Origin of the sequence: Microbacterium sp. 71-36 (assembly GCF_001898305.1) — a bacterium.
Lineage (GTDB): Bacteria > Actinomycetota > Actinomycetes > Actinomycetales > Microbacteriaceae > Microbacterium.
Map to the genome: position 1 here is coordinate 1,080,774 of NZ_MKTP01000001.1, position 12,280 is coordinate 1,093,053.

The following is a 12,280-nucleotide window of genomic DNA, read 5'->3' on the forward strand; positions in this document are numbered from 1 at the left end:
GGAGGCCGAGAACGGCCTCCCCGCAGGGCTCAGCGCAGGTCAGCTCACTTGGAGGTGAGGGTGACCGTCAGCGTCGAGTGGTACTCGCCGACCTTGGCGTCCTTGGGTGCCTTGAAGGTCAGGTCGGCGTCGAAGAGCGCGCCGGTGGGCAGCGTCGAGACGGCCGAGGACTGGGCGATCGTCGTGCCGGAGCCCAGCGTCACGCCGTCGATCAGCGTGTAGCCCTGGTACGCCTTCGGGGCGAGGGTGAGGGCGCTGGTCGGGATCTCGTCACCGGAGCCGTTCGAGAACGCCGTCCACGAGGCACCGAGGTTCCAGCCCTTGAGGACGTTGCGGTCGTCGACCACCGTGACCTTGCCGAGCGCCTTGGTGGCGCTCTGGTCACGGGCCACGTTGCCGAAGTCGACCTGCGTCTTCTCGGCGTTCAGCGACCACAGGTCGCTCGCGGTGACGGCGGCCTTCAGGTCGACGTCGTCGGTGGCGGGAGCCTTGCCGGCGAGGGTGACGGTGCCCCAGGCGAGGATCGCGAACGTCGAGTCACCCGGCTGGGTCAGGGCGATGGTGTGGGTCGTGCCGGAGGGCAGCGACGAGACGTCGACGGTGGCGTCGCCGTTGGCGTCGGTGGTGACCTGACCGAGGTTGGTCGGGTCGGACCAGGCCCACGCCTGCAGCGTCTTGTTGGCGTTGGCGGCACCGGCGGGCACCGTCACCGTGGTCGCGCCCTCGGCGGGAGCCGGGATCGTGACCTTGTTGGCGTCCGAGCCGGAGGGCTCGACCGGGGCGACGTCGAGGACCGAGCCCGAGAAGGCCTGGTCGTCGGAGCCGTCCGCGTTCGTGGCCGTCAGCGTGAAGCCGTACGCACCGGCGGCGGAGGGGGTACCCGAGATCTTGCCCGTCGAGGCCTCGAGCGTCAGACCCGCCGGCAGCGCGCCGGCCGTGACGGCCCACGTGATGGGGGCGGTGCCGGTGGCCGAGATCGTCTGCGAGAACGCGGCGCCCTTGGTGAGGGTGTTCAACGGCGCCGAGGCGACGACCGGCGGGTTGCTGGCGACGGGCGCCTGGTTGGCGAACGTCCACGCTCCACCAGGCTGAACGGTGATCGTGACGAACTTCACACCCGAGTTGGCGATCGTGAGGCCGTTGTTCTTCACCCACGCGAAGCCGAGGCTGTACGTACCGCCGTTGGCCTTGATCGACGCCCAGTTGCCGCCGATGAAGCCCGAGAGGCTGAGGTTGGGCTGGAGGATGTTGTGCGTGCCGGGCGTGAAACCGCCGTCGGCCGTGGCGGTCCACGACGCCAGGGTGTTCTCCGTGCCGGGCGTGGTGATGAAGTAGCCGACGCTCGTGGCGTCCGACTGGCCCACGAACGGCGTGTCGATGTCCGCGAACTCGGGTCCGGGGCTGGCGATGACCTGGTCGTCCCAGGCCATGACCTTGCCGTCGGGCAGACGCGAGCCGTCGCCGCCGTCCATGAGGTAGAACTGCGGAGCGGGGGTGGCCGCGTTGGCCGCGGTGGCCGAAACGCCACCGGCGAGGAGCGAGATCGCCGTCGCCGCGGCGACGATCGATCCGAACTTCTTGATGTTCATGAGGAGAGCTGTCCTTAGATCAGTCGATCGAACGTCAGAGCGTCGCGTACGCGCGCTGGATGTTGGTGCTGGAGGGAGCGAGGAAGCCGAACTTCTTCTTCACCGCGCCGACCGAGCTCGAGAGCGAACCGAAGCTGGTGAGGCTGTTGTTCACGCCCGGGTTGACGAGGTTGGCCAGAGCCGCGTCGTACTTGGCGTCCGACGGGGTGATGCGGGCGTATTCCACGACGAGGTACGTGTCGCGACCGAAGGTGGCATCGCTGTAGTACGCCGAGTTGGGGACGAGGTTGGGTGCGGTGCCCGTGAAGGGCGCCTGACCCGAGACCGCCGAGCCGAGCGAGACGCCCGACGCCGTGGTGGTGTTGATGCCGGTGGCGCCGTTGGCCTGCGAGATCCAGTTGGCGACGCTGAAGGGGATCAGCTCGTTGTCGCCGAGGACCGACGCGTCGTTCTCGGGCGTGGTGCCGGTGGCGTCCGTGACGCAGGAGCCCAGCGTCGGGTTGCCGATGGCACCGAGGAAGAAGTTGCGCGTGCCCGAGCCGCTCTGCGGGATACGGGGCTTGACCGTGACACCGCCGACCTGGGTGATGGTGCACTCGTAGATGCCCTTGAGCTGCGCGGCCGAGAGGTTCGCCCACGAGCCGTCGCCGCCCTTGTACGCGAAGCCGACGGCGTCGCGGGCGTAGGGGATGTACGCGAGGAGACCGTTGGCGTTGGCGTTTCCGCCGGGGCCGCTGGAGGAGCGCGCGATGTCGACCTGACCGGTGATCTGGCGGGCGGGGACAGCCGCGTTGCCGCTGTAGTTCGCACCCGTGATGGAGGCCCGCAGCGCCGTCACACCGGCACCCGAGCCGGCAGGACGACCGAAGAACGCACCCGTGGGCTTGGTCTGGATGGCCGCCGAACCGAACGCGTCGAAGTTGCCGAGCGTCTTGTTGTTCGAGGTCACGCGGACCGTGGCGCCGGTGATGGTGGTGCCGTTGATGATGGCGTTCATCGAGTCCTGCAGGGTGTCCGATCCGACCAGCGAGTAGCTGTTCGAGACCGGCTCCGCCGAAGCGGAGGTTGCGACGCCGACACCGGCGATCGCGATACCGCAAGCCGCCCCCAGAGCGACCAGCTTGTTGAGCTTCAACTCATTTGCCTTTCGTAGGTAGTGCACTGTGTTTTCGGGTGTTCAGTTGGTGGAGGGGAAGTCGTGGGGGCGACGCTCACAGGCGTCGGCGGAGGCGTCCGACCAACGGGACGGCGAACGCGCACGCGAGCCCGCCGAGGACGCTGCCGGGGAGGGCCCAGGTGATCGCGCCCATGTCCGGGTCGTCGGGGGTGGTGGCACCGGCGAGGGCGGTGGCCGCGGACCCGGTGGCCGTGGGGTCGGCGGGTGCGGCCGCGGCCGCCGCGGGAGCCGCCGCGGCGGCGGGCTTGCTGCCGACCACGCCTCCGGTGGGGAACGGGACGCCGCCGGACCCGGTGGGGGCGACGGGAGACGGCGTGGCGGTTCCCGGCACGGTGCCGTTCTGGATGTCGTCGGCCGCGGCCTTCGCGCGCTCGCGCCACCCCTCCGGCAGGGGGACATAACCCTCCGGAAGCTGACCGATCGAGGTTCCCGGGTCCTGGCCGGTGGTCGAGGCGAAGCGGATGAACGCGGCATAACTGGCGCGCAGATCGGCATCCTCCATGCGAGGGTTCACCGCGGCGTAGACCGGCACGGTCAGCGGGTAGGCCCCCGTCGCCGCCTTCGCGGCATCCGAGGTCGGGTCGAAGCCGAAGACCTGCGCCTGCTGGGGATCGGCGGTCATCGCGGCCGCGGCGGCCGCCATCGACTCCGACGTCGCCTCGACGAACTGACCGGCGGGATTCCGCAGCACCGCGGTGACGACCTGGTAGCGGGCGGCGGATGCGGTGTCGGTGAGGGCGAGCACACTCTGGCGCCCCGGCAGGTTGCGATCGGCCTTGGCGTACTTCGGCGGAACGCTGAGCGGGTTCCAGTCCCCGAGAATGAGACCGTCCCCGCGGAGGGTGTCGTAGGCGCCCGAGTCGAAGTCGTTGACGTAGGGGCGCCAGGTGACGAGGTTGACCGGGCCGGCCGCGGACGTGGCGGCCTGCTCCACGGGGTCGGCCTTGGGGAAGTCCTCGCGGGGAAGCGCGAGCGCTGCGCCGGACGTGTTGGCTTCGTCCGTCGTCGCACTCCAGGGGTTCACGGTCATCCCCCACGGATCGGGCTTGCCCGCCAGGAAATCACGTGCGTCCGGATCGCTGAGCACGTACTGCCACACGGCCCAGGCGGCGTCCGAGCGCCCCTGCGGGATCAGCACGTCGGCCAGCGATGCCGCCGCGAGCGCTTGGTACTTCCATTCGGGGTCGTTGATGTCGAGGAAATCGGGGTCGTACGTGAGCGTGCGCGGGTTGAAGACCCGCTCGAGGATTGCGTTGCCGTCCTTGTCCTTCTTTCCCGTGTCGACCTGGTGGCTCAGGTGGTTGCGATCGGAGAAGGTCGGCAAAGAGTCCACGTAGGAGTTCGTCAAGAGCTTCGCCATCAGGCGGGGCGTCAGCTTGAGGGACGTGAAGGGCAGGCCGACGCGCCCGGCGACCTCCGGGGGAACGGTGGAGTCGCCCGGGCGAGGGTTCCGGTCGATGGCGAACGACACCGCCGCTCCGGTGATGCCCACGGGGGCGTAGCGGAGGTTGTCGGTACCGAGCTCGGGGTTGAATGCGCGGGACGTCAGCGCGAGCGGCGCCGGCTTGGTGCCGTTGGCCGCCAGTGCCGCGTCGGACTCCGCGCTCGTGATGGCCGAGTAGATGGAGCCGCCGGAGGTGTTGCAGACGGCCGGCTGCCAGGAGGCGACGGCGCGGGAGATGAGCTCGCTGCCCGCCAGCCGCCGCTCGGACGCCCCGAGCGGACACCGCACGCCGAGGGGCTTGAAGTCGAGCTTGACGGCGATCCGGTGCTTCCAGGCATCCCAGAACAGCCCCGACTGCGTGATGAACGTCGATCCGGAGTCCTGCGTGCCACGGGGCACGATGACCAGCCAACAGCTCGAGCCCGACACGGATCCGTCCGTCGCGGTGACGGGCGTTCCGCATCCCAGCCCCTGCGATTGCAAAGCGGTCTGGACCTCGAACTTCACCGAACCCGAGCCGTCGCCGCCCGAACCGGCCCAGGACACCATGTTGGTGGTGTACTTCGAGAAGTACTCGTTGGTGTTCATGTCGGGAAGCGACTTGGTGCCGTCCTCCGCGACCGTGAAGTTGTACTTGCCGTCCACGACGGAGGCGACTGTCTTGCCGTTCGCCGCACGGAACGGGATCGAGGTGTAGGTCGGACTCGCGAAGCCGTCGCCCGGAACCGTGTACGCCTTGTCCTCCTCCGCGACCGACGCGTCGCTCTCGCGCACGTCGTCGCGGTGCGAACCGGGGACGCCCCCGATCCCGTACTGGCACGTCGTGCGGTCGGGGCCGGTCGGATCCTTCTCGTCGTCACCCCAGCACTGGAAGATCTGCAGGAAGTTCGCGCCGCCGATCTGCTGGCTCGGCACCGTGGAGGCCTTGCCGCCGGTCCACGAGATCACGATGCCCTGCGACTCGAGCGCGCGGGTCTGCGACACCGTGATCGACAGGTCCGGGAACGGTGCGCTCGCGATGTCGGCATCCTGGCTCTTCGCCGTGACCGTCACGGCGGAGGAATCCTCGGCGGTGGCCGAGGAGGGGGCGGCGAACAACGCACCGGACCCGCCGGAGACGGCGAAGATGCCCAGGCCCGCGACCACGCCGACGGCGACGGAGGTGACCCAGCGCGGGCCCCGGGCGCGCCGGACCCGCACGCGCAGGCGCGGGGTCGTCGGCGAGGAGGCCTCAGCGGTGAGCGCGCGATTCTCGGGCACGATGATCCTTCGGGAGTCGAGGACTCGGGTGCGCCCTCGCGAGAAGCTAAGGGCGGCCGAGTGTCTGCGGAATGAACGCGGCGGTAACGAGGTGCCGCCGCCCCGTGGTGGAGGTGCGAACGAGATTCACACCAGATCAGGGGGCTTTTCGGGCAGGCTCGCGCCCCGGTGGACACCGGGTCCCCCGGGGCGCGTCCGGCGCGGTCTACGAGCCGCCGCGGCGCGAGCGGCGAGACATCAACGGGGGCACGAGGATCGCCGCCACGACCAGGACGCCGGCGGCGAGCATGATGAACTGCGGCGTGCCCCAGCCGTTCTCGGCGAGCGTGAAGGGCGAGGACACCGCGGCGGCTCCTCCGGCCGCCGCGGCTCCCGAAACGAGGTTGCCGTTCGCGTCGTAGACGGGTTCTCCGCCCGCCGCTGCGGCGGCCGCGGCTGCGGTTGCCGCAGCGCCCCCGGTCGTCCCGTCCGCCGTCGTGCCGGGGGTACCGCCGGAGCTGCCGCCGGGCACGCCCCCGGAACCCGTCTGCGGTGTCTCCTCCTGCGCGCCGCCCGTACCTCCCAGGCACTGGTTCGGTCCCTGCTTGTCGCAGTCGGGCGGGTTCGGTGCGGACTGGGCGAGCTGGTTGTTCGACGGCGAATCACCCGGCTTGAACGTCGGGTTGTTGCATTTTCCGAGATCCGGTGCGCCCACGGTGCCGGGCATCTTCGCGATCTGGTCGAATCCCGCCTGCACGAGGTTCATCGGGAGGGGCGAGTACCCGAGGTCGGCGGCGGACTGCTGCCCCTCGCAGAGCATGTAGGAGGCGAACGTGCTGAGGGTCTTGCCCTTCTCCGCCGTGAAGATCTTGTTCGTCTGAGTCGGAACGATCATGTACGAGTAGCTCGACATGGGATACGTGCGCGGGTCGCTGCTGTTGTAGACGCCGTCGAGGTTCTGCGTGAGGTCCGGATTGATCTGCGCCGACATGAGCGCGACGGCGACCGATTGGTAGGTCGGCTCGACGTAGTAGCCGGCCTTGTTGAGCACCTTGGCGACGGGGAAGCCCGACTTCATCGCGTACGAGTACTCGACGTACGTGATCGCGCCCTCCCCGTAGCTCTGACTCACGTACCCCGCGACGCCCAGCGACCCGCTCTGGCCCTTGAACGAGGAGGTGATCTGCGGGAACTGCGAGCGCTGCCCCGCGGTCCAGATGCTCGGGAACTGCTTCGACATCCACAGGGTGAACTGCGCGCTCGTCCCCGACCCGTCCGATCGATACACCGGCGTGATCGGACGATCCGGCATCGCGAGAGCGGGGTTGTCGGCCTGGATCGCGGGGTCGTTCCATTTCGCTATCTGCCCCGAGAAGATCTTCGCGATGACCTCGCCCGAGAGGCGGAGGTTCGTCACGCGCTTCCCGCCGATCTTGAGGTTGTACATCAGCGCCGTGCCACCGGCGACGATCGGCATGTACGAGTACGACGAGGTCGGGATCTCGGGCGGCGAGCCGTCCTCGGTGGGGTTCTGGAACGGGATCTCGCTGACGGCGAAGTCGACCGTCTGGTTGATGAAGTCGTTGCGTCCCGCGGAAGAGCCGGTGCCGTTGTAGTTCACCGTCATGCCGTAGTTCGTCGCGACATTCTTGCGCCACTGATCGAGGGCGTTCTGCGACCAGGTCGAGCCGGAGCCGGTGATCGGCACGTAGCTCTCGGCCGCGTGCGCGGGCGTGACGCCCAAGCTCGCGAGGGCCGCGACGACGACCAGAGCCCCCAGTCGGGCCAGGCGGGTACGGACGTTCACGACGGGTTCTCCTCAGTTGGTGTTTCGATGTCCGGGCTGACGGGTGGCGGCGTGCTCGCATCGGGCGAGGAGGCGGCGCGGTGCGACGCGCTCGCGTCGGCGGACGGCGGGCCGCCCCTTTCGGCGCGTGCCGCCTGGGCGCTCTGCGCCATGCGCCACTCGAGGTCGCGCGGCGGCTTGCCCTTGGGCCGGGCTCGGCGCTCGGCACGCGTCGACGGCTGATCGAGCGGGCGCCCCTGCGACGTCGTGATGCGGGCGAGGTCGCGGGCGGAGGCCGCTGCGGCCGCGCGACGCTGACGATCTGACAGTTGACCGGGGCCCTTCCCGCCGATCAGTCGAGCGACGATGAAGAGGGTCAGGACCAGCAGCACGAGAGTGGCGGCGGCACCGAAGCCGCGGGCGATCATGTTCGGTTCCGGAGATTTGACGAAGTCGAACACCTGGAGGGGCAGCGAGATCATCGGCCCCGAGAACGGGTTGAGGTTCCACTCCGCCGTCACGCCCGAGGTCAGCAGAACCGGCGACGTCTCGCCGATGCCGCGCGCCGTGCCCAGGATCACGGCCGTGACCAGGCCCGAGCGGGACGTCGGCAGCACCACGCTCCACACCGTGCGCCATCGGCTGGTCCCGAGCGCGTACGAGGCCTCCCGCAGATTGTGCGGGACCAGACGCAGCACGACGTCGGAGGCGCGGATGATGATCGGCAGCATCATCACGCTGATGGCGAGGGATGCCGCGAACCCCGACCGCTGGTTCGTGATGAGGGTGACGACAGCGGCGTAGACGAACAGACCCGCCACGATCGAGGGGAGCGCCGTCATGGCATCCGAGATCGTCCGTACGAACCGGGCGAACGGGCCCCCGATCTCGTTGAGGAACACCGCCGTGGCGATACCGAGCGGGATCGTGATCGCCAGGGCGATGCCGATCTGGATCAGCGTGCCCACGATCGCGTGGGCGATACCGCCCATCGAGAGGGGATCCAGTGGGCCGGCGAGCTTCATCGTCTCGACGAAGAAGTTCAGGTTCGTGATGGCCGGAAGTCCCCGGATCACGGTGAACACGATGACGAAGAACAGCGCGCCCAGCAGCACGATGCCCGCGGAGTAGAACAGCGCCGTCACGATGCGCTCGCTCACCGCCAGGCGGTCCGCACGAAGCGACGACATCACGGCGTAGATGCCGAGGAAACAGAGGAAGGACACCGCGAACCAGCCGATGACGCCGGTCATCGGTGTCAACCACCCGAAGAGCAGCGTGGCCAGCGCGATACCCGCGGCGAGACTGCCGAGCACGTTGAAGGTGTCCCCGAACGGGATCGTGCGCAGGTCACGGCGAGGCCCCACGTGCCCCGTGCGTTCGGGGATGCTCGTCCGCGGGTGCGGGCTCGGTTCTTCGGCCTCGGCGATGGCCGGGGCGTCGGGGGCGAGGATCGCCATCAATTGCTCTCCGCTCCGGAACGGCTGCGCGCGACGATCGTCGATGCCGTGAAGTTGACGATGAGGGTGATGATGAACAGCACGAGGCCCGCGGCCATCAACGCCGACAGTCCGAACTGGCTCGCCTCGCCGTAGCGGAGGGCGATCAGCGCGGACACCGAGTTCGTCCCGGTCTTGAGCACCTCGAAATTGATCGAGAAGATCGGGGAGATGATCATCACGACGGCGATCGTCTCGCCGAGGGCACGTCCGAGCCCGAGCATCGTGCCACCGATGATCCCGCCGCGACCGAAGGGCAGCACGACGGCCTGGATCATGCCCCAGCGCGTCGATCCCAGAGCCAGCGCCCCCTCGCGCTCCCCCAGAGGGGCCTGCGAGAACGCCTCGCGCATCACGGATGTCTGGGTGGGCACGACCATGAGCGCCACCACGATGCCGGCGATGAAGGCGGATGAGGTGAACGCTCCCGCGTCGGTCAGGCGCTGGCCCGTGGCATCCGTGACGCTGAAGATCGGAATCCAGCCGAAGTAGGTCGAGATCCACTGCGACACCGGGATGATGTTCGCCTGCAGGAAGAACACGCCCCACAGCCCGAACACGACACTGGGAACCGCGGCCATCAGATCGACGAGCGTGATGAGGAACGATCGGATCGATGGCGGAACGATCTCGCTGATGAGGAGCGCCGTACCCAGCGCCAGCGGTACGGAGATCGACATCGCGACGAGGGCGATCGTCACCGTGCCGAAGAGCACCGCGGCCACACCGAAGGAGCCCGTCTCGGGAGACCACTCCTGGGTCGTGAGGAAACTGATGCCCGTGACACTCAGCGCGTCGCCGGCGCGGGCGGTCAGGAAGACACCGACGGCCAGCATGATCGCCACCGTGATGCCGCCGGCGGAGTAGGAGACGGCGCGGAAGACGCGGTCCGCCTGCACCGGGCGGCTCTTCAGCGAGCGTCGGACCGGAGCCCGTGGCTCGGATCGAGGAGGGAGGACCTCCGTGGTCGTGTCCGTCATGCGCTCTCCGTCGGTCGCGTCGGGCAGGTCGTGCAGAGGCACCGCACCGGTGTCCCGCGGGGCGGGTACGGCCTCGGAGCGGTGTCCGGACGACCGGCGACGCGAGGCGCCCGTTGTCCCTCGTACCGGCTCGGGACGCCGGCACGCCCGACGCTAGATCCGGGCCGTGAACGCCGCCGGGAGCGACCGCCCACGCCGCCTGGCCGGGAGGTGAACGAGGGATGCCGGTCCCCGGCGGACATCAGGGGGCCTCCGCCGTCGGGGTGGGTGCGGGGGTCGCGGTCCGGACCGGGGTGCTCGTCGGGGTCGGCGTCGGGGTGGGCGCCGCGGGGCGACCGCTGGACACGAGCAGACGCACCGTCGAACCGACCGGCGCGGAGGCGCCGGGGGCCGGTGTCGAGCCGATCACGGTCCCGGGAGGACGGTCCGACACGGTCGGCACCTCCTCCGACAGGAACCCCGCGGCCCGCACGGCGGCATCGGCGTCCGCGGTGGCCCACCCGTCGATCGGGGGGACGGCGTTCGTCCCGGATGCCACGACCAGGCGGACCGTCGAGCCGCGCGGCACCGCGGTGCCGGCGGCGGGGTCGGCCGACAGCACCGTCTCCGCGGCGAGCGGCGAGTTCTGCGAGATCACGGGACCCGCGACGAGGCCCGCGGCCTCGATCGCGGCGAGCGTGTCCTGGAGCCCGCCGAGGTCGGGGACGACCGCGACCTCCGCGGTGGGCGTCGCGCTCGGGCGCGGGGTGGCGGCGGGATCGCTGCTCGCGGCGGGAGTCGCCGACATCGGCGGGGCGGCCGCGGGCTCGGAGCGACCGGCCGAGGCCATGAGCGGGACCGCCACGGCGACCAGCACGAGGACGGCGACGACGATTCCCGCGGTCACCCCACCGCCGCGGGAATCGCGGGACCGGCCGGGGGCCGCGGGAGCAGCGGCGGTGTCCTCGACGCCCGGCACCGTGACCACCGGCGCCGGGCGCAGCACCCGCGTCGCCGCGACGGGTGCCGGGGCGGGGGCCGCAGCCTGCAGCGCCGCGCGCATCTCGGCGGCGTCGGCGAACCGATCCGCCGGGTCCTTCAGCAGCGCGCGCACGAGCACCCGATCGAGCGCGGGCGACACCCCGCGCGCCCGCACCGAGGCCACCGGGGGCGGAGCGTGCAATTGCGCCCGGACGACGGCATCCCGGTCCCCGCCCTCGAACGGCGCCCGGCCGGTGAGGGCGAAGTACAGCAGCCCCCCGACCTGGTAGAGGTCGCCGGCGACGCCCACCGCCTCTCCGCGCAGCTGTTCCGGCGAGGCGTACTGCGCGTTGCCGACGACCCCGGCCGCGGCCGACGCGGAACTGCGCAGGACGTCGTCGCCGCGCGTCGTCCGTCCGGCGGCGTCCGCGAGCCCGAAATCGAGCAGGGTCGCGCGCACCGGCGTCGCCCCCTCGAACCGGACGAGGACGTTCGCGGGAGACACGTCGCGATGGACGAGGCCGCCCGCGTGCGCGGCGTCCAGAGCGGCGAGGATCATGTCGCCCACGCGCCGCGTCGCGGCGGCACCGAGCGGACCGTGGGCCAGAACGTGCTCGGCGAGGGTCGTCCCCTCGAGCAGCTCCTGGGCGATCCAGGCGATCGTCACCTCGCCGTCCCGGAACGTCCCCATGTCGACGACCTCGACGATCCCGGGATGGGCGACGGCGGCCGTCCGCCGTGCCTCGTCGAGGAACGCCGCGCGCAGCAGCTCGCTCTCCGACAGATGCGGGTGCAGCAGCTTGATGGCGACGGGGCGGTCCAGGACCGTGTCGGTCGCGGCGAACACCGACGCCGTCCCCCCGGAACCCAGCAGTCCCTCCAGGCGGAACCGACCGGCGATGAGTCCGGATGCCGCGGTCACGGAGCGTTCATGCCGACGCGGGCGCGGCGTCCCGACGCGGTACCGATGCTCACGCCCTGCGCGATGGTCGCGGTGGCCAGCGCAGCGCCGGCGGCGCGCCCCGCCGCGGCGGCTTCGCTCGCCGATTCGTACCAGCGCGCCGCGGTCAGGACCGGCCGGTCACCCCGACGGATGACCCACCCGTGGGTGGTCGACTGCGGACCGCGGACGGCGGTGACGGTCATCTCGTCGACGCGGGCCTGCTCGGCGACGACGGCGTCGAACGCGGCACGGGGGGACACGAAGATGCGGGCGCAGCGCGCGAGCTCGCGATTGTTCGTCGCCAGCAGCCGCCACACGCCGAACACCCCGAGCGGCGTGAGGGCGGCCTCGGGTGTGCTCTCGCTGAGGCTGCCGGCCGTGATCGACCACTCCGGCAGCAGATGCGAGCGGAACAACAGCCACGCCGCCAGGCGGGGGTCGTGGATCGAGCGGAACGTGTCGAACACGATCCGTGCGCGACGCGTTGCGCGATCGGAGAGCGTCTCGCTCACGGGCACCCCTGTCTGACGTCCGCAGAGCTCGGGGTCGGGCACCCGTGCTGCAGTCCGTAGGCAAGAAAATGGCGGCGCCCGGTATCCGCAGATCCATCGGGGGATGAACGGGCGGTACACGGCGGTTCAACGCTCGGAGATCACCCTCAGA

The 12,280-nt window shown here is 70.5% G+C and carries 8 protein-coding genes; all 8 read right to left on the reverse strand.

The features are described from left to right. Nucleotides 1-44 precede the first annotated feature (44 nt). Nucleotides 45-1,589, reverse strand: a complete 1,545-nt coding sequence (locus BGO45_RS05335; protein ID WP_292691554.1) for an Ig domain-containing protein — start codon at nucleotides 1,587-1,589, stop codon at nucleotides 45-47. Nucleotides 1,590-1,623: 34 nt separating this feature from the next. After that, nucleotides 1,624-2,724 (reverse strand): hypothetical protein, encoded by a 1,101-nt coding sequence (locus tag BGO45_RS05340; protein ID WP_292691556.1) that lies wholly within the window; start codon nucleotides 2,722-2,724, stop codon nucleotides 1,624-1,626. A gap of 76 nt (nucleotides 2,725-2,800) precedes the next feature. Continuing rightward, a complete protein-coding gene (locus BGO45_RS05345; RefSeq protein ID WP_292691558.1) occupies nucleotides 2,801-5,470 on the reverse strand; it encodes a hypothetical protein in 2,670 nt (889 codons plus the stop codon). Nucleotides 5,471-5,675: 205 nt separating this feature from the next. Next, nucleotides 5,676-7,256, reverse strand: a complete 1,581-nt coding sequence (pstS, locus tag BGO45_RS05350) for a phosphate ABC transporter substrate-binding protein PstS (RefSeq protein ID WP_292691560.1) — start codon at nucleotides 7,254-7,256, stop codon at nucleotides 5,676-5,678. Then, entirely contained in the window at nucleotides 7,253-8,695 is a 1,443-nt protein-coding gene (gene pstA, locus BGO45_RS05355) for a phosphate ABC transporter permease PstA (protein ID WP_292691562.1), read from the reverse strand. The genes pstS and pstA overlap by 4 nt, the downstream gene beginning before the upstream one ends. After that, on the reverse strand, nucleotides 8,695-9,714 hold the full coding sequence (pstC, locus tag BGO45_RS05360) for a phosphate ABC transporter permease subunit PstC (protein ID WP_292691564.1): 1,020 nt from the start codon (nucleotides 9,712-9,714) through the stop codon (nucleotides 8,695-8,697). The genes pstA and pstC overlap by 1 nt, the downstream gene beginning before the upstream one ends. A 241-nt stretch (nucleotides 9,715-9,955) precedes the next feature. After that, nucleotides 9,956-11,596 carry a PASTA domain-containing protein gene (locus BGO45_RS05365; RefSeq protein WP_292691566.1) on the reverse strand — a complete coding sequence of 547 codons (1,641 nt, stop codon included), beginning with the start codon at nucleotides 11,594-11,596 and terminating at the stop codon, nucleotides 9,956-9,958. Next, nucleotides 11,593-12,129 carry a hypothetical protein gene (locus BGO45_RS05370; RefSeq protein WP_139327492.1) on the reverse strand — a complete coding sequence of 179 codons (537 nt, stop codon included), beginning with the start codon at nucleotides 12,127-12,129 and terminating at the stop codon, nucleotides 11,593-11,595. The genes BGO45_RS05365 and BGO45_RS05370 overlap by 4 nt, the downstream gene beginning before the upstream one ends. Nucleotides 12,130-12,280: the final 151 nt, after the last annotated feature.